Raw genomic sequence first — 23,959 nt, forward strand, 5'->3', positions numbered from 1 at the left:
TCGGAAATAATCATGGTATGTTACCTCTTGTGGTTACAGGGTTGATTAAAGGTTGAGTGCAGTGAGCTACATCAAGATCAAGTCACTGCGATTTACAATTAACTATTTAGTAAGACTCAGAGTAGGAATCGGAAGCAGCTCCACTATACTGACCTTCAATAGTTAGAGTCTCTGTGTAAGTAAAAGCTTTAGTGTTACGACCAAAGGCTTCAGCTACGCCAGTAGCACCAGCTTGGTTGAAATACTTACCGCCACCAGTAGCTTGTGCTTCAGTTTCGTTAACGGATTCGATGTACTGTAGATCGGAAATAATCATGGTATGTTACCTCTTGTGGTTACAGGGTTGATTAAAGGTTGAGTGCAGTGAGCTACATCAAGATCAAGTCACTGCGATTTAAAATTAACTATTTAGTAAGACTCAGAGTAGGAATCGGAAGCAGCTCCACTATACTGACCTTCAATAGTTAGAGTCTCTGTGTAAGTAAAAGCTTTAGTGTTACGACCAAAGGCTTCAGCTACGCCAGTAGCACCAGCTTGGTTGAAATACTTACCGCCACCAGTAGCTTGTGCTTCAGTTTCGTTAACGGATTCGATGTACTGTAAATCAGAAATAATCATGTGTTTTACCTGTTGTAGTTTTAGTTTTTACGTTTTTATTTGAGAATTTATGCAGTGAACTACATCAAGATGAAGCCACTGCGATTTAAAATTAACTATTTAGTAAGACTCAGAGTAGGAATCGGAAGCAGCTCCACTATACTGACCTTCAATAGTTAGAGTCTCTGTGTAAGTAAAAGCTTTAGTGTTACGACCAAAGGCTTCAGCTACGCCAGTAGCACCAGCTTGGTTGAAATACTTACCGCCACCAGTAGCTTGTGCTTCAGTTTCGTTAACGGATTCGATGTACTGTAAATCAGAAATAATCATGTGTTTTACCTGTTGTAGTTTTAGTTTTTACGTTTTTATTTGAGAATTTATGCAGTGAACTACATCAAGATGAAGCCACTGCGATTTAAAATTAACTATCTAGAAAGATTCAGAGTAGGAGTCGGAAGCAGCTGCACTATACTGACCTTCAATAGTTAAAGTTTCTGTGTAAGTAAAAGCTTTAGTGTTACGACCAAAGGCTTCAGCTACGCCAGTAGCGCCAGCTTGGTTGAAATACTTACCGCCACCAGTAGCTTGTGCTTCAGTTTCGTTAACGGACTCGATGTACTGTAAATCAGAAATAATCATAATGTTTTGCCTCTTGTAGTTGTGCTTTATGGTTGGCAGAAACAAAAGTTGTTTTCTTTGTTTCCATGTAATCAATTTATCCTAAGCAAAGTTTTAGATGTTGCCATTTTGGCATTTATATTTTTCCCATTCGCCTAATCTGTATATAGATAGCTCCAGAACCCAAAGAAAGCGCATACTTTGAGCTATTTTGGTAATTTAATTGACTACTTAAAGACTATTACTATTTGATATTGCCTAAGCTAATTTTGATTCCCTCCCTATCTGCACTAGATATATATCCACACATCAAAAAAATCTAAACAAACAGAGATAAATAACAATGGTCAAATTCAACAACATAGAAATAGCAACAGCCGAAATAAACGCTTATCTCCAACAGGAATTTAAGCTTAAGCAGATTTGTAGCGAAATTTTACATCAGCAAATTATTGCCGAGGCTAGCTCTGCACGAAATATTAGCGTTTCCGAAGCCGAAATTGAAGCCGAAGCTAACAAAATTCGCAGTTTTCTGCGTTTGGAAAAGGCGTCAGACACCTTAGCTTGGTTAAAGGATAATTTACTTGACCCAGAACAGTGGGAAATTGCAATTAATAATCGTCTTCTTCGCCAGAAACTGGCGCAAAATTTATTCGATTCTAAGGTCGAAGCGTTTTTTGCCCAAAATCGTCTAGATTTTGACCGATTTGTGCTTTATCAGCTGGTAGTACCCTATGAAAAATTAGCTCAAGAGCTTTTCTATCAAATAGAAGAAGAGGAAATTAGTTTTTATCAAGCGGCTCATCTTTATGATATCGATCGGCAACGTCGCTATGTATGTGGATTCGAGGGAGAAGTACTCCGCTGGAATTATCCTCCTGATCTGGCTGCGGCTATTTTTAAGACGCCAGTTGTTATTGGCGAACTAATCCATCCGATTAAATCTCAGCAGGGCTATCATATATTTAAGATTGAGGATTATTTTCCTGCCGAGCTTACGCCAAAAATAAGACAAGAGATTATTGAGCGGCTATTTGAGCAGTGGCTAAATAGTGAATTAGATTACCTAATTCACAATGAACTTGCGCCTTCGGAGGAATCACTTAGATCCTAAGGACACACACGATTACTTTACTTACTTGCCGTTTAAAGCAAGGTTTAATTTATCAACTCATTGATAAACTTATAGACTCAATTGTTGTTTTGCTAGTTCATAATAGAGTCCCTTGAGAGCGAATAGTTCATCGTGATTACCTTGTTCGACTATGAGACCTCGATCTAATACCACAATACAATCTGCATTACGGACTGTGGAAAGACGATGGGCAATAATAAAAGTAGTACGGTGTCGAGAAAGACGAGCCAGATTATCTTGAAAACGCCTTTCTGACTCTGTATCGAGAGAACTGGTTGCCTCATCTAAAATCAAAATTGGTGGATCTCCCAAAAAAGCACGGGCGATCGCAATTCTTTGACGTTGACCCCCAGAAAGATTATCTCCACGCTCACCAACTTTGGTGTTATACCCCAAGGGCAATGCCTGAATAAAGGCATGTGCTTCTGCTACTTTGGCGGTGGCAATTACTTGCTCTAGGCTAAACTCAGGTCGGTATAAAGTAATATTTTCCAAGATAGTTCCCGAAAATAGATAGCAGCTTTGTGGCACAACTCCCATTTGCGATCGCAAAGATTGCAGCGAAATGTGTTTGAGATTATGTCCATCAATTAAAATATTGCCATTTGTCGGGTGGTACATCCCCTGAATCAGTTTAACTAAAGTGCTTTTCCCAGAGCCACTTCGACCGACAATAGCGACTGTCTGCCCTGCCTTCACTTTTAAGCTAATATTTTGTAATATATTTGTTTCTTCATCACTTTCATAGCGAAACGTTACATTGTCCAGATGAAGATCGCCGTTTAGTTTCGGTAAAGCTAATTTACTCCCCTGAAGAGGTTCTTCGGTTTTGGCATCGAAGACATCATTAAGTCTTTCTACCGAAATGAAGACTTCCTGTAATTCATCCCATACCCCCACTAATACCAAAACAGGACTAATAATATAACCTTTCATCATATTGAAGGCGACATACTGACCAATACTTAGTTCTCCTTTGATGACTAAAGTCGCCCCGTACCACAGCAATGCTGCTCCACCGATGGTATTAATCATGTTGCTTAAAAAACCAAGATTAATTGCCAGTTTTTGACCTTTAAACTGCACGTTTAATTGACGAGTTAAAAGCTCTTCCCAACGCCAGCGTAAATCTTTTTCTGCCGTTACAGATTTGACAGTAGAAATTCCTGTCATCATTTCGACCAAAGAAGAATTTTGATCGGCAGTAGCGTTAAATCTTTCGCGCGAAACTTTTCGCAGCAATGGAGTAGCAGCTAAGGTCAAAATGACGATAGGTGGGATTAAAAGCAAGATTAAGGCTGTGAGCTTCCAGTTGTAATACAGCATTAATCCTAGATAGATAAATCCTGTGAAAAAGTCTAACCAAGAAAGCAATACGTTCCCGATCAAAAATTGTTGAATCTTTTGATTTTCTTGAACCCGAGTAATAATATCTCCAACCCGACGAGATTCAAAAAACTTCAGTGGTAGGTTTAAAGCATGATTAATGAACCCACTAATCATAGTTAAGTCGAGACGGTTGGCTAAATAACTCAGTAAATAGGTACGTACTGAAGTTAAGCCACCTCCTAAAGCGCCAAATAACAACATTCCTATGACTAAAACATTCAAAGTTGATTGACTTCGACTGACTACCACCTGGTCAAGAATGATCTGAGTAAACAGAGGCGATACCAAACCAATCAGCTGAATTAAGATAGAGGCAATAATGATCGTTAAGCTGATCGAACGATAGGGCAATAGTAGGGCGAAAAATCTGCCTAGAGTGCGCTTTTCTGTTGGGGCATCTGCTAGAGCATTGGTTGGTTCAAGCAACAAAGCAAATCCCGTCCAAGCATCAAGAAACTCCGACCGAGCCACTTCAGACTTATCTGCGGCTGGGTCGGCAACCAGAACTTTGTCGCCTCTAACGCGGTAAACCACTACATAATGCTCACCTTTCCAATGAGCAATCCAGGGATTTTTTTGCTCGACAATACGGCTTAAACTTGCTCTGACAGGGCGAGCATGATAGCCTAATTTTTCAGCGGCGATCGCTAAATTTTTGAGAGATGCTCCAGAACGTCCAATTCCAATCAGCTCACGTAAATAATTGATGCTGATCGATTTACCCCAGTAGCGGCTAATCATGGCGAGGCAAGCCGCACTGCAGTCAGAAGAACTTTGCTGTTCGATATGGGGATAAGTTTGCCAAAGACCTCGACGTTTTGTGGGTTTGGGATATTCAATTTCTTGTTCTTGGTCTACTGGTGCGTTCTGTTCGGCTTTGACAACATCAGCCTCGTAATTAACCGCTAAAGTGGGTTTATTAATTACAGCAAGAGCATTGACATTACTAGAACTTATACTCTTTAATGATGATGGTGAGCGATTGGCCGAAGGAGTAGAGTTATTTTGCCAAGAATCAATTAACTCAGGAGCTAGTTCCGAGAAGATTTGCCAGTTTTCTGGCGACAATTCATAAAATAACAAGACAGTTTGAGATGTCCAGTCAGCCTGTGCCGATGGATATCCCCAAGAATCTCCTATTTTCACTATTTGATTTTTAATCTGACCGTTACGCAACCAAAAACGGACATTGTTTGCTTTAGCTACTACTTTAGTTCCTGCTCTAATTTTTTTTTCGGTTAAATAGGGTAATAATTGTTTGAGGCGCTGACTAGATAAATAACGTAACTCAGTTAGAGTTTTAAAAAAAATTAGTTTTTGCTGTTCGTGAATGACAATCCGCCACTTTAAAGCTAATTCTGGCAGCTTTTTCAGAAAAGGCTTGAGTTTTTCTAAAGTAATTCGCGCAACTTTAACCTTACTTGCTGCTTGAACTCTATATGATAAAGGACTTTCGTACCAAAAAGAGTGAGCGCCAAAAATTTCTCCTTCCAACAATAAATTTGCTGAAGCTTCCCTTTTTTTATCAACATCAAAGCCTAATAATCTGACTCTGCCTTCGCATATCAAAAAAAAATATTCAGAATTGTCCGATGATGAATTTGAATCAGGTAAAGTTTGAGGCTGAATTACAATCTGCTCGCCCAATTCATATTCGTGAATTTCAAACTCTTGAGTAAGCAATTCAAGTGTGGGTATTTTTTCTGAAGAAAATTGACTTTGGTTTAATAGTAAATTTAAAATTGACGATCGCATTGCTAATTCATTATTATTAGATAGCGATTTAGCTTGAATAATATCCACTTGTTTTTGCTCCGCAAAAAGCTACTAGAATTTAATAATTGAATCCCGTTTAATTGTGCAGCTACTACTAAACAATTTTGAGAGAGTATAGTTTTTTTAAAAAAAATTAGTTTAATTATTTGATAATTAAGAAATGGGTGTCACTTATTTGAGTAGATAACACCCTTGTTCTTAGACAACTTAGAAAAAATAATTAACCGAATAAACGATATAAAATACCCATAGCAAAATTTCTTTGCCCCCCTTTTACTTTGGCAGATTGATGATCCGCATCTTCTAGAGAGTAAAGATCTAGATCTCGAATATTAGCGGATTTCTGGGTTATTTTAGCTTCTTGAAGATGATGTACCTTGGCATTAATTGATGGCTGCATTACTTCACGATTACTTTTCATCAATCGGTTATATGTTCGATAGGGAATATAATGCAAGGGATTATATCCAGAAAAGCGCAAAATCAAAAGACAAGCCCAGGAATATTTTCCCGATAAAATAGCGTCAACTACCTGGTTGAATTGCTCATTCGTCATCGCTCTGTTGAACTGAGAATCGGCTGAATAAGGTTTGTTGTACATGATACTTCTTTAAATTAAATTAAGTTAAATTGTTTAGTCTTGGTTTTATAAATTAATGCCATCTTTTTGCATTTTTTTAACTGGTTCGAGCAGCAAATCAATAATGCGACGGTGGCGAATCACAATATCAGCACTGGCTGTCTGTCCTGGTTTGAATAAAATCTTTTTCAAATTGTCAGAAACATAGTTACGTTCGAGTTCGATTTCCACTCGATATACTTCACCCAACTTTTCATCGGTTTTAGTATTTGCTGAAATGTTGGTTACTTTCCCTGGAATTATTCCATAATCCTGATATGAATAGGCATCAAATTTAACCTGTGCAGCCATGCCCTTTTTGATAAAGCCAGCATCTCGGTCTGGTAATACAGCAGAAAGTACCAGAGGAGAGTTGTCAGGAGCAATTTCTGCTACAGTTTCTCCTGGCTGTATTACCTTACCTGAATTGACTACGTTAAAGGCTAGAACTGTTCCGCTTACAGGAGCTCTAAGCAATCTTTTTTCTAACTGACTTTTGGCAGTTGCTAGAAGATTTTTAGTTTCGGCAATCTTACTCTTAGCTTGATTAATTTCTAGCTCTAACTGCTGGGCTTTTTGCTTAGCTGTAACCTCAAGTCGAAGACTATCAGCTTTTTTAGATTCCAACTCTGTCTGAAGGCGTTCTGCTTCTTTTTGAGCCTCAGTCAAAGCTCCTTGATTCTCAGTAATGCTAGATCTCATATTCCTGGTAGACTGCTGTGACTGATATATTTGCTCATTAATACTACTAATGCCTTGCAGTTTACTATCAATTAACTGTTGTTCAATTTGGCGTTGAGCTTGTTGAGCCTGAAAAATATATTCTTGGGAGATTGCTCCCTCCTCAGCAAGTCCCTTGAGCTTTGCCAGTCTTTGTTGATGTTCTTTTAAGTCAAGATTAATCTGATTGAATTTAGCTTTATCTAACCCAGACAATTGCGCTGTTTGCCCCTGTCTTGCTATATTTGCTGCGAGTTCAGACTGTTGTTGCTCTAGCAAATCACTAGTCACCTGTGCTTTAGAGATTGCCGATTCAATCGCTAATTGTTGCGAGCGTATTTCAGCTTGACCAATTCGTCGCTGGGTTTCGACTTCAATCTTAACTTGCTCTAATAAATTAAGTTTTTGACGCAATTCAAGCTGACTAGAGGACAAAACTTCTTTAAGTCTTTCGACCTCTTTAGTTTCTCGCTCCGAATCTAAGGTCGCAATTAGTTGTCCAGCCTTGACTCTTTCTCCTTCTTTTACCTCAATACTTCTGATCTTGGCTGCTTCAAGGGATTCAATTTTGTAGGCATCTCCTTTGGGGACTAATTTTCCTTGAGCCTTTCCAATCTGATCGATTTGGCCAAACCAAGCCCAGGCAAAAAAAGTTAAACAAAACACAATTCCTCCCACAATTAATTGTAGGGGTAGGTTAGATGGAGGTTCTTCCAGTAACGATTGCATCGCTGGCGACCATTGAGCTGATTCCACCTGGCTATCACTACTATTAGTAACAGCTAAAGCTGAAGACTGCTGCTCAGGATTTAAGATTGTTAACTGAGATCCTTCGTTGTTGCCTCCATTCCTAGGAGAAAGTTGGGAATTATTCTCTGAGTTATTGTTAGAGACTATCTTCGTGTCTCTCTCAGAATTACCGTTGCTGACATTAGAATTCAAGATTGTTAACTGAGATCCTTCGTTATTGCCTCCATTCCTAGGAGAAAGTTGGGAGTTATTCTCTGAGTTATTGTTGGAGACTATCTCCGTGTCTCTCTCAGAATTACCGTTGCTAACATTAGCTAGATTTGTTTTTGGCAATATTTTCATGAGTTTAAAACTGATAACTCTTTATTTAACTACGAGCATCGAAGCTTTGATATGCATCAAGGAACAATTTATTTAAATAAATGGCTAAAAAAATAGCCTAGATTAAAATTTAAAATTTCTTCCCCACTACTTTACACAAAATTGAGCTAGTTGACATATATTCAACATCTTTTTGTAATATTGTTTAATGCACAACGACTTTTTAAAATTCAATTGACATAGTAAAATATTTTGGACGATCTTTATTGTGTATCCGTTTTGGCAATCTTATTCATCGTTGTTTAAAGTTAATTTAAAATACTACACGCATACTATTTAATTGATTTATTAGCAGTGAATATTAATTTTTTATTTTTTTATTTTTTATTTTCAACTATTAAAATCTAAATCAACATCACTGCAAAATTACACTTTTTTCGTGAAGATTTTGTGAAGAGAGCTAGCACTCTCAAAAACAATGGCGTATAGAGCAATACACTTTTATTCGTAATCCCCCATGAATCAAGACATTTACAGATAGCTTTTGAGTAAATTTAGCCAATAAAATAATATTAGCGCGGTTTAATACCCATGAAATTCATAAAACTCATGGAAAAACTCATCTTGCTGCTCGAAGTGAAATTCATAAAATATTTTTAAAATCTCGAAAATATCATAAGGTAAAGATTACCATCGTTTGTGGCAGGAGCAACCTATGAGCCGTCTAGCACTGTTAAGCGTTTCCGATAAAACTGGAATTGTGGAATTAGCCCGTAAATTAGTAGCCCATCAGTTTGAGATTATCAGTAGCGGTGGTACAGCTAAAACTTTGCAGTCTGCTGGCATTAGCGTCATTAAAGTAAGCGACTACACAGGCTCACCAGAGATTTTAGGCGGTAGAGTAAAGACTCTGCATCCGCGCATTCATGGGGGAATTTTAGCTCGTCAGGATTTGCCAGAGGATCTTTTGGAGTTGACGGCTAATAATATTCGTCCGTTTAATTTGGTAGTAGTAAATCTTTATCCCTTTGCTAAAACGATCGCCCAACCCAATGTTAGCGTAGCCGAAGCAATTGAACAAATTGATATTGGTGGCCCGACTTTAATTCGCGCAGCAGCCAAAAACTATCAGTACCTAACGGTATTATGTAATCCCGAGCAGTATGAGCCGTATCTAGCTGAATACGAACAGTCTAATGGTGGTGACGTATCGCTCGAATTTCGGCAGCAGATGGCAGGAAATGCCTTTGCCCATACTAATAGTTACGATCGCGCTATCTCAGCCTATTTTGCTAATTTAAATCAGTCGGTATTACCAGACAACTTGCCAGATATCTATAGTATTTCTGGCACTAAAGTTCAGTCTTTACGTTACGGTGAAAATCCTCATCAACCCGCAGCCTGGTATCAAACTGGTGTAGCATCGGGATGGGCAGCAGCAAATAAGCTTCAGGGTAAGGAGTTGAGCTATAACAACCTAGTGGACTTAGAAGCAGCACGACGCATCATTACTGAATTTGACCCTGCCGAACCCGCAGCAGCGGTTTTAAAACACACGAATCCCTGTGGGGCAGCGGTGGCAAGTACCTTAGTAGAAGCTTATGAAAAAGCTTTTAATGCTGATAGTGTCTCGGCATTTGGCGGTATTGTAGCTTTAAATCAGACGATTGATGCAGCTACAGCCGAAGCCTTGACGAAAACATTTTTAGAATGCGTTGTCGCGCCAGGGTGCGAGTCACAAGCACAAGAGATACTAACAGCTAAATCTAAATTAAGAATTTTATTATTACCTGACTTAACTACAGGGCAGCCAGAAACCATTAAAGCGATCGCGGGAGGGTTTTTAGTCCAAGCCAGCGACGATCAAGTTGAAAACCCCGATAACTGGCAACTGCTCAGCGAAAAGCAACCTACACCCGCACAAATTGCTGAGATGTTGTTTGCCCAAAAATTAGTTAAGCATGTTAAATCTAATGCTATTTTAGTTAGTCGCGATCGCACTACCTTGGGTATTGGTGCAGGACAAATGAATCGTGTGGGTTCAGTGAAAATTGCCCTCGAACAGGCGGGAGAAAAGGCTCAAGGCGCGATAATGGCGAGTGATGGCTTCTTCCCCTTTGATGACTCGGTAAGGACTGCTGCTGCTGCGGGAATTACCGCTATTATTCAACCAGGGGGATCGATTCGCGATCGAGATTCCATTGCTGCTGCTAATGAGTTAGGAATTGTAATGGTCTTAAGCGGTACACGCCACTTCTTGCACTAAAAATGCTGACCTGAAGATTAGACTAAATATGTTAGTGGGATTAAATAGGGTTAGGTTATTGGTTTATACTGTACTGTGTGATATCGAGGATGCTAAATAATAAATATTAAAAGTAGAGTCTCGTATTTAAGTTTAGAAGTAAGTTTTTTTGCTGTGCAGCTATAATAAAAGGCTCAACAGCGATAGGCTAATAGACCATAAACTAAATTCTTACCGTCGTAATTAAACAAGGAGGATGATTTTTAATGACCCAAGTGGTTGTTGGACAGAACGAAAACATAGAATCTGCGCTGCGTCGTTTCAAACGTCAAGTGTCCAAAGCAGGTATCTTTGCCGATATTAAACGTCGTCGTCACCACGAGACGCCAATCGAAAAACGCAAACGCAAAGCGATCGCTCGTCGCAAAAAACGTTACCGTTAAATTGATTATTTTTCTTACTAAATTGCACAGCTAAACCGCATCAAGACCTTTAAACAGTTTTGAGTCGTTTCTTTTGCAGTAAATGATGCAGGGGTTTACGTGATTAGTAGTGATAGTGATAGTGACAGTAAGAAAATAAGATTATCTACCAGCGATGTAGCGCCTTAAGCAACTGCATCGCTTTTTATTTATTTACTTAATTTAATATATTTAGTTATAACTAGCTACCTGACATATTTATTTATCATTAAATTGTGGATTTAATACCCGTTGCTGATAATCAATCATATATAGTTTGCGATCGCAATTTAACAGTTGTGCAGTTTTCGGCAGATGCAGCAAAGTATACGACTCAAGCAGTTATGCCAGGACAAGATATTTTAAGCTGTTTGCCTGAAATGGTGGGTTTAGAAACAACCTGTCAAGAAATACTGACAGGAGAACAAGACAGTTTTACCCTAGAAGCTATTCTCCGTTACCAGCCAGACGATGAACTGCTTTATTTTAATCTGGTGATTCAAGAAATTGAGCAACAGATTGCAATTTTCTTAGAAGATGTCACTGAGTCTACCCTGCTACACCAATCTTCAGTACAGCGACTCAATGAAGTTGAAATCACCCTCAACAAACTGCAAAGATTTGAATACTGCACCAACAAGATCATCGCTTCCATGCAGGATGTGCTATTGATTACCTCTCCTTTAGGTATAATCGAGCGGGTTAACAAATCGGCTACCGAATTATTCAAGCAAACCAAGTCAGATTTAATCAACCAACCGATAGATGAACTAATTACCGATTGTAGTTATAATCATCAAAAAATTTATAGCTCATTGTTGAGTTCAAAGGATGTAGTTAGCAAAATAGAGGTTAGTTTTACCAGCAAGCAATCGCAAACGATTCAGATTGAATTTGACTGTTTTATTGCTCCTACCGAAGTAAAAAACTTTTTTAATTGTGTTTATATTGGTAGAGATATTACTGCCAGAAAACAAGCAGAAGCAGAAATTCGCAAATCTCTCGCCCGCGAAAAAGAGTTAAGAGAACTTAAATCAGGGTTTATTTCGATGGCTTCCCATGAATTTCGTAATCCTCTCAGCAGTATTTTATTATGTGTGCAGAATCTGCGAGAAGAACCTCCCGAACTTAACCCTAGTAGTCGTGAATTCTATTTGCAATCAATTCAAGATGCAGCTTTAACCATGAACTCGTTGTTAGAAGATATTTTAGTTCTCAGTAAAGCCGAATCTGATAAACAAACCCTCAAGCTAGAACCAATAAATCTTAAAGCTTTCTGTCACAAGATTATTCAGAAATTAGCCTCACTCTATGCCGATCAGACAGTTAATTTTGAATATTGTCTGGCAGCCGACATCGTTAATTTAGATCAAACAACTTTAAGTCATATTTTAAATAATTTACTTGCCAATGCTCTCAAGTATTCCCCTGCAAAAACGGCAGTTAATTTAATCATTACCGATCAAATTGAACCCCCAGCGATTAAAATTGAAGTTAGAGATCGCGGAATTGGTATTCCTAAAGCATCACAAAAGCATTTATTTGAATCATTTTATCGAGCAAGTAATGTTAGTTCATTTCCTGGTACTGGTTTAGGGTTGTCAATTGTTAAAAAATCGGTCGATCTCTACCAAGGTTCAATTATCGTGGATAGTCAGGTCGATCGGGGAACGAAAATTATTGTTTATTTACCAATTAAGTTAAATTAATCAAAATATATTATGAACGAAATTAGTAAGACAGAAATACGCCAAAAATTAGGGAATATTACTCAACTGCAAGAACTTCTATTTGGCGATAAAATTGATGAATATAATTTTAAATTAGATCAATATAATCAGAGATTAGATACTCTGGAAGCAAATTTAAAAAAATCGCAGGGAACAATTGAAGCGTCCATTGCTCAATTGGAGCAAAAGCTTTTTGAACAGATCAATTCAGTGGTTAATGCTTTAGAAAAAAGTAGCCAAGATCAAATTCTTAAAACTCAAGCAGAACAGCACAAATTACAACAAAAGCTTGACAAGATAGCAAAATATAGCAACGAGCATCTAGATTTTTTACATCAAAGCTTAGATACTAAAACTAATAGTCTGAAAACTGAAATAATCCAGACAAAATATAGTTTAAACCAAGATTTAAATTCAGTTAAACAAGAGCTTGTAGCCAAGTTAGAGGATAATCTAGCAGAACTTACTGCTAAGAAAGTTTCTCGTGCCGATTTGGCAGAAGTCCTGTTTGAATTATCTCTTAAACTAAAGAGAACGGATGCAGATTTAGATACAGATTTAAACTTTTCTGATCTAGAAGATTCAGCATCTACAGAAGATTCATCCCCGACTAATTTGATGCTTCCTGAAACTAAATCAGTTAAATCTTAAGCTGGATAAATATTCATGAATTATGGTTCTAAATGTTAGAAAGCCAGGAGCAAAGTAGCGGTTTAAGCATCACCTCCTCAGCTAACTTTACACAATGGTTAAGCGATCGCTTTCTTAGTCTAGCTTTTACTACTTATCAAGCAGGTAAAATTTTTCTCGTTGGTTTACAACCTAATGGGAATCTTTCAGTCTTTGAACGTACTTTTGACCGCTGTATGGGTTTGTGGGTTAATAATTCCAGTTTATATCTGAGTTCTCTCTATCAAATCTGGGGTTTTGAGAATGCCTTAGCAACGGGAGAAACCTATAACGGCTATGATTTTCTCTATATTCCTCAATTTAGCTACGTTACAGGGGATTTAGACGTACACGACTTGGTCATAGATCGTTCTGGCAAACTAATATTTGCCAATACTTTATTTAACTGTTTAGCCACAGTTAGTCACACCCACAGCTTTACTCCTCTATGGCAGCCTGAATTTATTTCCCAGTTGGTAGCAGAAGATCGCTGTCATTTGAATGGAATTGCTTTACAAGAGGGAGAAGTTCGCTATGTCACTACTATCGGACAAACTGATCGAGCAAATGGCTGGCGCGATCGCCGTCATCATGGAGGCTGCGTTATCGATATCACTAATAATCAGCTAATCGCTACAGGATTATCAATGCCTCACTCCCCTAGGTGGTATCAGAATCGTCTATGGCTATTAAATTCTGGTACTGGTGAATTTGGCTATCTAGATTTAAACCAAGCAAAATTTGAACCTGTCGTTTTTTGTCCAGGCTATCTTCGTGGTTGTGCCTTAATTGAAAATTATGCGGTGGTAGGCATCTCGCAATTAAGAAATAAAACTTTTTCTGGGTTACTGTTAGAGCAAAAATTACAACAAGCAGACACAGAATCATTTTGTGGCTTGTTGATTATCGATTTATTGCAAGGGAAAATTGTTCACTGGTTAAAACTCGAAGGTGTGGTGAGCGAACTATATGATGTTGCTATCTTACCAAACGTTAAAAGACCTATGGCACTTGGCTTCAAGTCTGATGAGATCAAGCGATTAATCACAATTGGGCAACTATAGCCGTACAAAGTTAGCGGCGCGTTTTGAGTATGAATATTCACACTCAAAAGCCGCCGCAGATTAGGACATTGATAGTAATTGGCTCGTAAGTAGGAAGTAGGAAGTAGGAAATAGGAAATATAACGCTTAGTTTTATTAGTTTACTCTACATTTTTAACTTTTTAAGCTGACATTTTGAAGAACTGTGGTTATAGTTGGGTACTGCTATTTATAAGCAATCTTAACTCAATTTTTTGACCTCAAATTGTCATTTTTGGGGTTCTACTAATATTTCTCAACTGTTATTTTTTTTAGTCCAGTAGATAACATATAACTAAGCATTATTTATGAATAGATATAGCGCAACAATTATTTCAATTGGGCTATCCTTGATCTTAATTAACAACTATTCTCTAGATAATGCGATTGCGCGGAGCGCACCAGCAAAGCTGATCGCCAAACAAGCTCCAGATAATCCAGTAAATAACTGTAATCAAATAAGTAATCAGGTTAACACACCATCAAATACTATTCCAGTTGACCAAATTGTCGCTTATCGTAATCTAGTAGCATCTACAAAAACTACGCCAAATGCTACTCAATATAGCTTTTGGTGGGCAGCATTACAGTTCGATCCGTTTGACGGTAAATTGGTACAAAATTGGTTTGCTTATCCACAAAAACAGCAGATCAATTTAGTTGTTAACTGGCAACTATGGACTTTACTTGACTATTTTGGACGCTATCGTTTTGTCAATCAGTTTGGTACTGTCGCCAGAAAATATGGTTATAGTCTAAATATTTTCAATCAAAAGGATCAGTGTTTGGCTAGCTATAAATATAACTCCACCAGCATTCCCCCTAAATGGGAACTGAATTTAGTACAATCAGGTAGAAGTAGTTTGCCTATTGAACCCGAACCACAGCAGCCATCTATTCTTGAAGTACCTTAGTTTAGGAAATAGGGAAGTAGGGAGATAGGGAGAGAAATAATTATAATTTATGATTATTGTTCCAAGTCTCAAACACAATCGTTAACGGAACAGCATTGTGTCAAGTAAAAAAATGTCAGAAAAAAGGGCAGCGATCGCCACCCCTATTTAACGAATATCTAATTCAGTAATCAGCGCGAAGTTGCGTTGCCCTAAAGGACTAGCTTCGCGTCGCGGGGGTTCCCCCCGTTGAGCAAACTTCGTAAGAAGTAACCAGTAATCACTACTTCTAACTTTTAACCAGCTTTTTAGTTTTGAGCTTACGCAGACGAATTGACTCTGGTGTGACTTCTACCAATTCATCAGAACCAATATATTCTAGAGCGCGTTCTAAGCTCATTTCAGTCGGAGCTTGTAGCTGAACTAATTCATCTCCACTTGCAGCACGATGGTTAGTGAGCTGCTTGGCTTTACAGACATTTAAATCAAGGTCTTGGGAACGATTATGTTCACCAACAATCATGCCTTTATAAACTTTGGTACCAGGAGTAATAAAGAATATTCCTCGATCTTCGGCATTTTTCAGAGCATAGAAAGTGGCTACACCTTCTTCAAAAGCAATAATTACGCCGTTGTAGCGAGTTTCTAGTTCACCAGAGAAGTCACGATACTCTAGAAAACTGTGGTTCATAATACCTTCACCACGAGTAATACGTACGAAGTCACCACGAAAACCAATCAAACCTCTAGCGGGGATAACAAACTCAAGTTGAGTCCGTCCAGCACCAGTTTGCATATCCTTCATTTCGCCTTTTCGCTGTCCAAGACGCTCAATACAGCTACCAACGGCAGCTTCAGGAACATCTAAGACAAGATACTCAAAAGGTTCACAGGGCTTACCTTTGATTTCGCGGTAGATTACCTGGGGTTGGGATACTTGAAATTCATATCCTTCTCGACGCATGGTTTCAATCAGGATACCTAAGTGTAGTTCCCCACGACCTGAAACCAAGAATTGTTCGGCTGAATCCCCGTCTTCCACCCGCAGAGCCACATTAGTTTCTAACTCTCGCATTAGGCGATCGCGGATTTGACGTGAGGTGACAAAATCGCCTTCCTGACCCGCAAACGGTGAATTATTAACCGAAAAGGTCATTTGTAAAGTAGGTTCGTCTACTTTAATCAGCGGTAGCGCTTGAGGCTCACTGGGACAAGTTATTGTCTCGCCAATATTGGCATCGGCAAAGCCTGATACCGCCACAATATTGCCTGCACTAGCTTCATCCATTTCCACCCGTGCTAGACCTTTAAAACCCATTAGCTTAGATATTTTGGCTTTAACAATCTTGCCATCTTCTTTAATCAAAGCCGCCTGTTGACCAGATTTTAATACACCGTTGTGAATTCTGCCGATCACAATCCGACCCAAATAGTCGGAATAATCAAGCGTTGTTACCTGTAGCTGTAAAGGCTTATCTACATCTCCTGCTGGAGGTGGGACATGATGAATAATCGCTTCAAATAGAGGTTGCATATCAACCCCTTCTTCATCTAGGGTTTCTTTCACATACCCTTCTAAACCAGAAGCATAAAGGGTAGTAAAGTCACACTGGTCATCATCTGCACCCAGTTCTACAAATAAATCAAATACTTTATCCACTGCGCCATCTGGGTGAGCGCGAGGACGATCGATCTTGTTAACTACTACAATCGGACGTAAGCCTTTTTCCAAAGCTTTTTTTAACACGAAGCGAGTCTGTGGCATCGGCCCTTCGTTAGCATCAACAATGAGGACACAACCGTCAACCATTCCCAGAACCCGTTCGACTTCACCACCGAAGTCAGCGTGGCCAGGAGTATCAACAATATTGATTAGAGTATCTTGATAGCTAACTGCGGTATTCTTGGACAGAATTGTAATTCCGCGTTCTCTTTCAAGATCGTTGGAGTCCATAACGCAATCTGGTACATCTTCGCCTTCGCGGAAAATACCCGATTGTTTGAGAAGTGCGTCTACGAGAGTGGTTTTACCGTGATCGACGTGAGCAATAATGGCGATGTTGCGAATAGGAAGAGACATATGATTGGTCTATTAGACTTTTGTATCTTTTTCTCAAAGATTCTTAATAATTATAGCTTAAGTTTGTTTTTATTTATCTTGAAATGTTATGGGTAAGAAAAGGATGAGACGAAAAAAAAGTTTTTTGCTAGTAGCTATTTTGGGGATTATCTTCGATCAGCTAACTAAATATATTGTCGTGCAAAATTTTGTTGAGGTTGGTACTACTTGGCCTATCTGGCAAAATGTGTTTCATTTAACCTATGTAGTTAACACGGGAGCGGCCTTTAGTTTCTTTCGCGGACAGGTTGATATTTTACGCTGGATTTCTCTCGTAGTGAGTTTGGTTTTGGTTACTTTCGTTTGGTACTCCCCTAGAATGACGTTACTAGAGCAATTGGGTTATGGATTTATCTTGTCAGGAGCAGTGGGGAACGGCATAGATCGCTTCTTATTTGGCTATGTGGTTGATTTTTTCGATTTTCGCCTGATTAATTTTCCTGTCTTTAATCTAGCTGATGTCGCCATTAATATTGGCGTGATTCTACTTTTAATAGCTAGTTTTGGTACACCATCTAAACCCAAAACAAATCAATAACTGATTAATTAATCTGAAGATATTGCTGCATAAAAGCATCAAGGAAATTACTGGGGAGATCTCTGTGACAGGAATGGCAATCAGATGGTGTTATGGCGATCGCAAATTTATAGCTAAAGCAACAATAATTAAACCTAAGTCAAATATTCAGCCAAATATGCCGATTTTCATGGTCAATTCTGCTCTTAAAATATCTCTACTTTTTAGGAACCAAATTATTACACATATTCTACAGATAAACTTATTTTCAATTAGCATAAATACTTAACAAAAGTTTTTGTACTCCAAGCTGAGAAGTTGTCTTGATTTAAGTTAAAATCCATATTTGATCGATCTTGTAGAGCTTGTATCTGTTAAAACTTTAGCTAGGAAATAGTCAATAATTACTAAGACAAGTTAAAGAATCAGGACAGGTTACTGGGGATCGATTTACGATGGCATCTAGTGACAGAAATACAGAAAAACCAGGAGGATTTGTGTACTTTATAATCTCTTAACTCTTAAATTTAACAAAAACCATTTATCTAGCAAAAATATTCAATTAACATTGTTTTCTGTAGGTAAAGTTTTAAGTATTATCAACACAAATTTTTTAGTTATCTCGCTTCAGTACTGAGTTGAGAAATAATCTTCATCAGCATTACATCACCGCTGAAAGAAATTTGGAGTTTTATTCTGCCACAACTACATAATTATTAGGAGAATCTATGACCGCAACCGTCGATAGACAAGTAGAGAACAGTCAAGAGCCAGCAAATCGTCAAGCAAGCCCACGCAAAATCGGCATTCCCAAAGAAATATATGCTAATGAATGTCGTGTAGCTGCTACACCCGATACAGTTAAAAAGCTACAGAAGTTAGGCTTCGAGATTTTGGTTGAAAGTAATGCAGGTGCAGCTGCTAACTTTACAGACCAGGCTTATCAAGAAGTGGATTGTAAAATTGTTCCCGATGCGACCTCTTTGTGGTCAGAAGCCGATATTATTCTCAAAGTTCGCGCTCCCGAAAATTCGGAAATTGAAGTGATGCCTGATGGTAAAACCATTATCAGTTTTATCTGGCCTGCACAAAATGAAGAATTATTAACTAAGCTAGCAAATCGCCAAGCAACGGTGATCGCAATGGATGCAGTGCCAAGAATTAGTCGCGCTCAGAAGATGGATGCTCTATCTTCCATGGCAAACATTGCGGGTTATCGGGCAGTAATTGAAGCTGCTAATAACTTTGGGCGTTTCTTTACAGGACAAATTACCGCTGCGGGTAAAGTTCCTCCAGCTAAGGTAATGGTCATTGGTGCTGGGGTTGCAGGTTTGGCAGCCATCGGTGCAGCCAGAAGTCTTGGGGCAGTAGTACGCGCTTTTGATACTCGCCCTGCGGTAAAAGAGCAGGTAGAAAGCCTTGGTGCAGAGTTTCTGGAACTAGAGTTTGAGGAAGACGGTACGGGTTCTGGTGGCTATGCCAAAACCATGAGTAAAGAATTTATTGATGCTGAGATGGCACTCTTTAGAGAGCAAGCTAAAGAAATCGATATTATTATTACTACCGCCTTAATTCCAGGTAGACCAGCACCAAAACTGATTCTTACCGATATGGTAGAGATGATGAAAGAAGGTTCTGTAGTGGTAGATTTGGCTGCGGAACAGGGTGGGAACTGTGAAGTTACTCGACCCAACGAAGTTTATAAATACGACGGTGTAACCATAATTGGTTTAACTGACTTACCTAGTCGCATGGCTGCCCAATCTAGTCAGCTTTATGGTACAAACCTCTGGCACTTACTCAAAGATATGGGTGGGGCGGAAGACTATAAAGTAGACTACGAAGATCAAGTAGTTCGTGGGGCGTTGATTGTCCACGAAGGCAAAGTAACTTGGCCTCCACCAAAAATCGAAAATCCTTCCCCAACTCCTCCTCCTAAGCCTAAAGCGGTAGTGAATGCCGTAACCAAAGAAGAGAAAAAGTCTAATGGTATGCTCTGGGTAATTGTGGCTGGGTTAGCTTTATTGGGAATTGGTATTGGTGCGCCGACTTCTTTCTTGTCACACTTTACAGTATTTGTTTTAGCTTGCTTTATTGGCTATCAAGTAATTTGGAACGTTTCCCCTGCTTTACATACACCTCTAATGAGTGTGACTAATGCTATTAGCGGAATTATTATTCTGGGGGGGATGTTGCAGATCTCTGGAGAATTAACTTCACCTTCGGTAATTCTAGGAGCGATCGCAATTCTAGTAGGAACAATTAATATCTCTGGGGGCTTTTTGGTTACCCAACGGATGTTAAAAATGTTCCAGAAATAATCGATACATATCATACAAACCCTGTAGGGGCGGTTCGCGAACCGCCCTTAGCAATACATTGTCATTATCATTAAATTAATCATGTCAAATAATCTTGTGGCGGTTGCTTATATTGCAGCCAGTGCCTTATTCATCCTCAGCCTGGGAGGACTATCAAACCAGGAAACAGCCCGTCAGGGTAATTTGTTCGGTATTATTGGGATGGCGATCGCTTTTATCGCTACAGCCCTCAGCGCCCAGGTAAACGGTTACGGCGTTTTGATTGGGGCGATCGTTCCTGGAGCAATTATCGGCTCAGTTCTCGCTGCTAGAGTGGCAATGACTTCCATGCCCGAACTCGTAGCGATCCTCCATAGTTTTGTTGGTTTAGCTGCGGTACTTGTTGGTTTAGCTACCTACTTACAGCCTGAAAACACTCTAACTGGAGTTGAGGCAACTATCCACGAACTAGAAATCTACATCGGTATCTTTATTGGTGCTGTTACCTTTGCAGGTTCTGTAGTGGCATTTGGCAAGTTAAACGGTTCTTTTGGTAGCAAACCGCTGATGTTACCTGCCCGTCACTTAATCAACATTGCATTATTAGCTGGTTCAGTGGTTCTTGGTGTTCAGTTCATGGGAACAGAGAATGGCTTACAACCTCTGTTAATCATGACTGGTTTAGCTTGTGTACTCGGCTTCCTCCTCGTAATGGGTATTGGTGGTGCGGATATGCCTGTGGTCATTTCCATGCTCAATAGCTATTCAGGTTGGGCTGCTGCTGCTGCTGGCTTCATGCTTTCTAACGATGTACTAATCGTAACTGGAGCATTGGTTGGTAGTAGTGGGGCGATCCTGAGCTATATCATGTGTGAAGCAATGAATCGTTCTTTTATCAGTGTTATCTTGGGCGGTTTTGGTGAAGGCGCGACTGCCACCCCTACTGGTGAGGCTAAACCAATGGGTGAAGCTACCGCTACTAACGTTGAAGAAGTTGCAGAATTACTCAATGATGCTAAAAGTGTGGTGATCGTTCCTGGTTACGGTATGGCGGTTGCTCAAGCACAACATTCTGTTTCCGACATTACTAAAATTCTCCGCAAGCGCGGTAAAGAAGTGCGTTTTGGTATTCACCCCGTGGCAGGTAGAATGCCTGGACACATGAACGTATTGTTGGCAGAGGCTAATGTACCCTACGACATTGTGTTAGAGATGGACGAAATTAATGATGACTTTTCTAATACTGATGTGGTGTTAGTAATTGGTGCTAATGATACTGTTAATCCTAGTGCCTTAGACGATCCTTCTAGCCCAATTGCAGGTATGCCTGTCATGGAAGTCTGGCACGCGCAGAATACTATTGTGATGAAACGTAGTTTGGGTATTGGTTATGCAGGGGTGGATAATCCTTTGTTCTACATGGATAATAATCAGATGCTTTACGGTGATGCGAAGGCTAATGTTAGTGCTTTGTTGAATGAGTTGTCTAAAACTGAGAAGGAATTGGTTGCTGCTTAGTTTTTATTTGAGTTAGTTTGGAATCCTCCTAGTTTTTAGGGGGATTTTTTATTTCGCGCAAAGACGCAAAAGCGCGAAGGAGTTATTTGTTTGGTTTTGGAAATTGTTAAAGAAGGAAGCAAAGGATTGTTCTGTGTTTGATATGGTTTTGGAAGAAAAGGGAATTATTTGTGTATAGGTGATTTTCTTTAGATTTTTTTATGAGTATTGAAAACCAGAATTATCAATTTGAAATTTTAGAATATGCGGTTAATCAGCATCTAGATAAGCTTTTGTCTTGTAGTGATAAAAAAGATGCGTTAAACGTCATTCTAAATCAAAGTAAAGATCTTATTTGGAAAATAGCGACAGAAATCTACAATGAAAGCGGACATAAAATAGATTTTGCGTTTATCAAAAACCTACTCGATCAGAGAAGTAATCTATTAGAAAATAGAATTGGGGAAGAGCAAAAGGCTAAAGCCGATTTAGAAGCTAGAAGATTATTTAAAAAAGCCGAAAAAGAACGTTTTAGAGAAGAACAAAGAGTAGCCAGTATAAAGGCAACAGCCAAGTTAAAAGACCAAAAAATAGAACAAATAGCTAAACAAAAAGAACTAGATCGAGAGCGAAGAGAGAGAGAATCTAAACAATTACAAGCATTTAAACAAGCAAATTCAGAAATTAATAGTAATTACGAAAGCTCTGACATCTTTATCCGAATTGGAAATACAATTGCCGATCAACTTGAGATAAATCAAAAAACAATAAAATTTAATAGTTATATTATGAAAGATTTGGGAGCAGATGAATTAGATAATATTGAGATTGTAATGGCAATTGAAGAAGAATTTGATATAGAAATAACAGATGATGATATACCTTCATGTAAATCGATTAAGGTTTCACCATATGATTATTCATGTTCTTCATATGAGGATTGGAATATTGAAAAAATGTTTTATTTGGTTGTACAAAAAATCTGATTGAGTTTCGCGCCAAGACACAAAGACGTAAAGGGTTTATTTGTTTGATGTTTGGAATTTTAGGAAAAAGGAGCGAAGGGGCTATCTGTGAGGGAAAATGAGATTGCAAGGGAAATTGTGGATGCTGCGTACAAGATTCATACAAGGTTGGGGGCGGGTTTGTTGGAGTCGGTTTATGAGGCGGTGATGGCTTATGAGTTGCAGAAGCGAGGCTTAAGGTTTGAAAGACAAAAGCCAATTCCTGTGGTTTATGAGGGGATGCACTTAGGAGAAGGATTTCGAGCAGATTTTATTGTAGAGAATTTGGTAATCATTGAGTTGAAATCTGTAGAATGTATTGCTCCAGTTCACAAAAAACAACTATTGACTTATCTCCGTTTAACTAATAAACACTTAGGCTTACTAATCAACTTCAACACCGATCTCATCAAAAACGGTATTACTCGTATCGTCAACAACCTTTAATCTCTTGGCTTTTCTTCTTTGCGTCTTTGCGTCTTTGCGCGAAATTCATACCCAACAACTTCTTTATTTTGAATAATCTAATACAGAAATAGCTTTGTCCTTAATTTCATCTACTTTAATTAATTCAAGTAACTCTTGTTCATCATAAGCACCACCAAAAGCCTTGATCGCCGCACCTTCTAAAGCAAGTTCAAAAGCATCATCAATTATTTTGTTTAAATCTGCTTTATTGGCATAATACCCATCAGATTTACGTCTTTTATTAATCCTATTTATCTGTTTAATGGAATTATTGATGGAAAGTTTCCAAGATTTAGTTAGTCTTTTCTCAGCATCTTCTTTAATTAAATGTAGAAGCAAAACTACCATGTAGCTAAATATTTTGTTGAGTTTATCCTCTACAGACATTTCTTCCAATTGATCGACAATTTGTAAAGCAGTCACAAAGTCATGTTTTTCTATGCTTTCTCTTAACTGGATAAGTTCTTCCATCTGAATAACTTTAACTTGTTAGATAATCCTATTTTATTTGTAGTTCACTACTATTTTAAATTCGCGATCGCTTTTCTTCTCTACGTATCAAAAAAAAGCATACAAGTCAAAATAGAAGTTCATCTGTATTAACCAGTTGTTACTCTTGATAACTAAGCAATTGCCAATTTTTGTTACAAAAATTTATTTATTATGCTCTCCTTCTGGAAAAAATTAGGTTAAATTTGAAGTTGTCTTTTGAGGGATCTCCCTGTGAATTTGAAATCGTCAACGCGCAACCAAAATTCAGGTCAAACTCAAGCTAATAAAACTAGTATGATATTTTTTGACCCCAGCTTGATTAAAGCTGCCAGAAATATCTATCGCAGCTACTGTAATTTAAATGTTGCTACGGAAAATAAACCGAGAGGAATAGTGATCAATCGAGATAGCCATCGAGGTCAATTGGCATTTAATTCTAAACCTATATTGTTGCCTAGAGAGTGTTTTATTCCTCTCAAGCAGATTGAAGCAGAAGTATATTAAGAGAGACTCGAATTAATATTTCTAAATTATTTATTTGAACTTTAAATTAAATT

22 protein-coding genes are annotated in these 23,959 nt (G+C 38.5%); 13 read left to right on the plus strand and 9 right to left on the minus strand.

Going from position 1 to position 23,959, the window contains the following annotated elements; all coding sequences use genetic code 11:
* Window positions 1-106: 106 nt before the first annotated feature.
* The 4 genes from KME09_22525 to KME09_22540 form a co-directional block, all read right to left on the minus strand.
* On the minus strand, window positions 107-316 hold the full coding sequence (locus KME09_22525) for a hypothetical protein (GenBank protein MBW4536711.1): 210 nt from the start codon (window positions 314-316) through the stop codon (window positions 107-109).
* A 92-nt stretch (window positions 317-408) separates the two neighbouring features.
* On the minus strand, window positions 409-618 hold the full coding sequence (locus KME09_22530) for a hypothetical protein (protein ID MBW4536712.1): 210 nt from the start codon (window positions 616-618) through the stop codon (window positions 409-411).
* Window positions 619-717: 99 nt separating this feature from the next.
* Window positions 718-927 (minus strand): hypothetical protein, encoded by a 210-nt coding sequence (locus KME09_22535; protein ID MBW4536713.1) that lies wholly within the window; start codon window positions 925-927, stop codon window positions 718-720.
* Window positions 928-1,026: 99 nt separating this feature from the next.
* Window positions 1,027-1,236: a hypothetical protein gene (locus KME09_22540; protein MBW4536714.1), complete on the minus strand. Its 210-nt coding sequence runs from the start codon at window positions 1,234-1,236 to the stop codon at window positions 1,027-1,029.
* A gap of 322 nt (window positions 1,237-1,558) precedes the next feature.
* Here KME09_22540 and KME09_22545 point away from each other — a divergent pair, with 322 nt between their 5' ends.
* Complete coding sequence (locus tag KME09_22545) at window positions 1,559-2,329, plus strand: peptidylprolyl isomerase (protein ID MBW4536715.1); 771 nt, start codon at window positions 1,559-1,561, stop codon at window positions 2,327-2,329.
* A gap of 69 nt (window positions 2,330-2,398) precedes the next feature.
* Here the strand turns inward: KME09_22545 and KME09_22550 are convergent, their stop codons facing one another.
* The 3 genes from KME09_22550 to KME09_22560 form a co-directional block, all read right to left on the minus strand.
* Window positions 2,399-5,494 (minus strand): peptidase domain-containing ABC transporter, encoded by a 3,096-nt coding sequence (locus tag KME09_22550; GenBank protein MBW4536716.1) that lies wholly within the window; start codon window positions 5,492-5,494, stop codon window positions 2,399-2,401.
* A 241-nt stretch (window positions 5,495-5,735) separates the two neighbouring features.
* Window positions 5,736-6,116 (minus strand): HetP family heterocyst commitment protein, encoded by a 381-nt coding sequence (locus KME09_22555; protein MBW4536717.1) that lies wholly within the window; start codon window positions 6,114-6,116, stop codon window positions 5,736-5,738.
* A gap of 45 nt (window positions 6,117-6,161) precedes the next feature.
* Complete coding sequence (locus KME09_22560; GenBank protein ID MBW4536718.1) at window positions 6,162-7,946, minus strand: HlyD family efflux transporter periplasmic adaptor subunit; 1,785 nt, start codon at window positions 7,944-7,946, stop codon at window positions 6,162-6,164.
* Between the two features lie 694 nt (window positions 7,947-8,640).
* On the opposite strand from KME09_22560, the gene purH reads away from it, so the two are divergent.
* The 6 genes from purH (at window position 8,641) to KME09_22590 (ending at window position 15,026) form a co-directional block, all read left to right on the plus strand.
* Window positions 8,641-10,191, plus strand: coding sequence for a bifunctional phosphoribosylaminoimidazolecarboxamide formyltransferase/IMP cyclohydrolase (purH, locus tag KME09_22565; GenBank protein ID MBW4536719.1), 1,551 nt, complete (start codon window positions 8,641-8,643; stop codon window positions 10,189-10,191).
* Between the two features lie 245 nt (window positions 10,192-10,436).
* Window positions 10,437-10,613, plus strand: a complete 177-nt coding sequence (gene rpsU, locus KME09_22570) for a 30S ribosomal protein S21 (GenBank protein MBW4536720.1) — start codon at window positions 10,437-10,439, stop codon at window positions 10,611-10,613.
* Between the two features lie 254 nt (window positions 10,614-10,867).
* The gene (locus tag KME09_22575) at window positions 10,868-12,340 is read left to right on the plus strand and encodes a PAS domain-containing sensor histidine kinase (protein MBW4536721.1); all 1,473 of its coding nucleotides are present in this window, start codon (window positions 10,868-10,870) and stop codon (window positions 12,338-12,340) included.
* 12 nt (window positions 12,341-12,352) lie between these two features.
* The gene (locus tag KME09_22580; protein ID MBW4536722.1) at window positions 12,353-13,012 is read left to right on the plus strand and encodes a hypothetical protein; all 660 of its coding nucleotides are present in this window, start codon (window positions 12,353-12,355) and stop codon (window positions 13,010-13,012) included.
* 32 nt (window positions 13,013-13,044) lie between these two features.
* A complete protein-coding gene (locus KME09_22585) occupies window positions 13,045-14,094 on the plus strand; it encodes a TIGR03032 family protein (protein MBW4536723.1) in 1,050 nt (349 codons plus the stop codon).
* Between the two features lie 326 nt (window positions 14,095-14,420).
* Complete coding sequence (locus tag KME09_22590) at window positions 14,421-15,026, plus strand: hypothetical protein (protein ID MBW4536724.1); 606 nt, start codon at window positions 14,421-14,423, stop codon at window positions 15,024-15,026.
* A 268-nt stretch (window positions 15,027-15,294) separates the two neighbouring features.
* Here KME09_22590 and typA read toward each other — a convergent pair whose 3' ends face one another.
* Window positions 15,295-17,085 (minus strand): translational GTPase TypA, encoded by a 1,791-nt coding sequence (typA, locus tag KME09_22595; GenBank protein MBW4536725.1) that lies wholly within the window; start codon window positions 17,083-17,085, stop codon window positions 15,295-15,297.
* Between the two features lie 103 nt (window positions 17,086-17,188).
* Between typA and KME09_22600 the strand changes: the two genes are divergently transcribed.
* The 5 genes from KME09_22600 (at window position 17,189) to KME09_22620 (ending at window position 22,889) form a co-directional block, all read left to right on the plus strand.
* On the plus strand, window positions 17,189-17,662 hold the full coding sequence (locus KME09_22600) for a lipoprotein signal peptidase (protein MBW4536726.1): 474 nt from the start codon (window positions 17,189-17,191) through the stop codon (window positions 17,660-17,662).
* Window positions 17,663-18,441: 779 nt separating this feature from the next.
* Window positions 18,442-19,962 (plus strand): Re/Si-specific NAD(P)(+) transhydrogenase subunit alpha, encoded by a 1,521-nt coding sequence (pntA, locus tag KME09_22605; protein MBW4536727.1) that lies wholly within the window; start codon window positions 18,442-18,444, stop codon window positions 19,960-19,962.
* 81 nt (window positions 19,963-20,043) lie between these two features.
* Window positions 20,044-21,459, plus strand: a complete 1,416-nt coding sequence (pntB, locus tag KME09_22610) for a Re/Si-specific NAD(P)(+) transhydrogenase subunit beta (GenBank protein ID MBW4536728.1) — start codon at window positions 20,044-20,046, stop codon at window positions 21,457-21,459.
* 200 nt (window positions 21,460-21,659) lie between these two features.
* Window positions 21,660-22,424, plus strand: a complete 765-nt coding sequence (locus tag KME09_22615; protein MBW4536729.1) for an acyl carrier protein — start codon at window positions 21,660-21,662, stop codon at window positions 22,422-22,424.
* A gap of 87 nt (window positions 22,425-22,511) precedes the next feature.
* Window positions 22,512-22,889, plus strand: coding sequence for a GxxExxY protein (locus tag KME09_22620; protein MBW4536730.1), 378 nt, complete (start codon window positions 22,512-22,514; stop codon window positions 22,887-22,889).
* A 63-nt stretch (window positions 22,890-22,952) separates the two neighbouring features.
* Here KME09_22620 and KME09_22625 read toward each other — a convergent pair whose 3' ends face one another.
* Window positions 22,953-23,381: a DUF29 domain-containing protein gene (locus KME09_22625; GenBank protein MBW4536731.1), complete on the minus strand. Its 429-nt coding sequence runs from the start codon at window positions 23,379-23,381 to the stop codon at window positions 22,953-22,955.
* Between the two features lie 252 nt (window positions 23,382-23,633).
* Here KME09_22625 and KME09_22630 point away from each other — a divergent pair, with 252 nt between their 5' ends.
* Window positions 23,634-23,906, plus strand: coding sequence for a hypothetical protein (locus tag KME09_22630; protein ID MBW4536732.1), 273 nt, complete (start codon window positions 23,634-23,636; stop codon window positions 23,904-23,906).
* The last annotated feature ends 53 nt before the right edge of the window (window positions 23,907-23,959 follow it).

Source organism: Pleurocapsa minor HA4230-MV1 (assembly GCA_019359095.1).
Lineage (GTDB): Bacteria > Cyanobacteriota > Cyanobacteriia > Cyanobacteriales > Xenococcaceae > Waterburya > Waterburya minor.

Coding starts and splice junctions, on each gene's coding strand:
- KME09_22525 (MBW4536711.1), bottom strand. CDS start 316: ATGATTATTTCCGATCTACAGTACATCGAATCCGTTAACGAAACTGAA.
- KME09_22530 (MBW4536712.1), bottom strand. CDS start 618: ATGATTATTTCTGATTTACAGTACATCGAATCCGTTAACGAAACTGAA.
- KME09_22535 (MBW4536713.1), bottom strand. CDS start 927: ATGATTATTTCTGATTTACAGTACATCGAATCCGTTAACGAAACTGAA.
- KME09_22540 (MBW4536714.1), bottom strand. CDS start 1,236: ATGATTATTTCTGATTTACAGTACATCGAGTCCGTTAACGAAACTGAA.
- KME09_22545 (MBW4536715.1), top strand. CDS start 1,559: ATGGTCAAATTCAACAACATAGAAATAGCAACAGCCGAAATAAACGCT.
- KME09_22550 (MBW4536716.1), bottom strand. CDS start 5,494: ATGCGATCGTCAATTTTAAATTTACTATTAAACCAAAGTCAATTTTCT.
- KME09_22555 (MBW4536717.1), bottom strand. CDS start 6,116: ATGTACAACAAACCTTATTCAGCCGATTCTCAGTTCAACAGAGCGATG.
- KME09_22560 (MBW4536718.1), bottom strand. CDS start 7,946: ATGAAAATATTGCCAAAAACAAATCTAGCTAATGTTAGCAACGGTAAT.
- purH (MBW4536719.1), top strand. CDS start 8,641: ATGAGCCGTCTAGCACTGTTAAGCGTTTCCGATAAAACTGGAATTGTG.
- rpsU (MBW4536720.1), top strand. CDS start 10,437: ATGACCCAAGTGGTTGTTGGACAGAACGAAAACATAGAATCTGCGCTG.
- KME09_22580 (MBW4536722.1), top strand. CDS start 12,353: ATGAACGAAATTAGTAAGACAGAAATACGCCAAAAATTAGGGAATATT.
- KME09_22585 (MBW4536723.1), top strand. CDS start 13,045: ATGTTAGAAAGCCAGGAGCAAAGTAGCGGTTTAAGCATCACCTCCTCA.
- KME09_22590 (MBW4536724.1), top strand. CDS start 14,421: ATGAATAGATATAGCGCAACAATTATTTCAATTGGGCTATCCTTGATC.
- typA (MBW4536725.1), bottom strand. CDS start 17,085: ATGTCTCTTCCTATTCGCAACATCGCCATTATTGCTCACGTCGATCAC.
- KME09_22600 (MBW4536726.1), top strand. CDS start 17,189: ATGAGACGAAAAAAAAGTTTTTTGCTAGTAGCTATTTTGGGGATTATC.
- pntB (MBW4536728.1), top strand. CDS start 20,044: ATGTCAAATAATCTTGTGGCGGTTGCTTATATTGCAGCCAGTGCCTTA.
- KME09_22615 (MBW4536729.1), top strand. CDS start 21,660: ATGAGTATTGAAAACCAGAATTATCAATTTGAAATTTTAGAATATGCG.
- KME09_22625 (MBW4536731.1), bottom strand. CDS start 23,381: ATGGAAGAACTTATCCAGTTAAGAGAAAGCATAGAAAAACATGACTTT.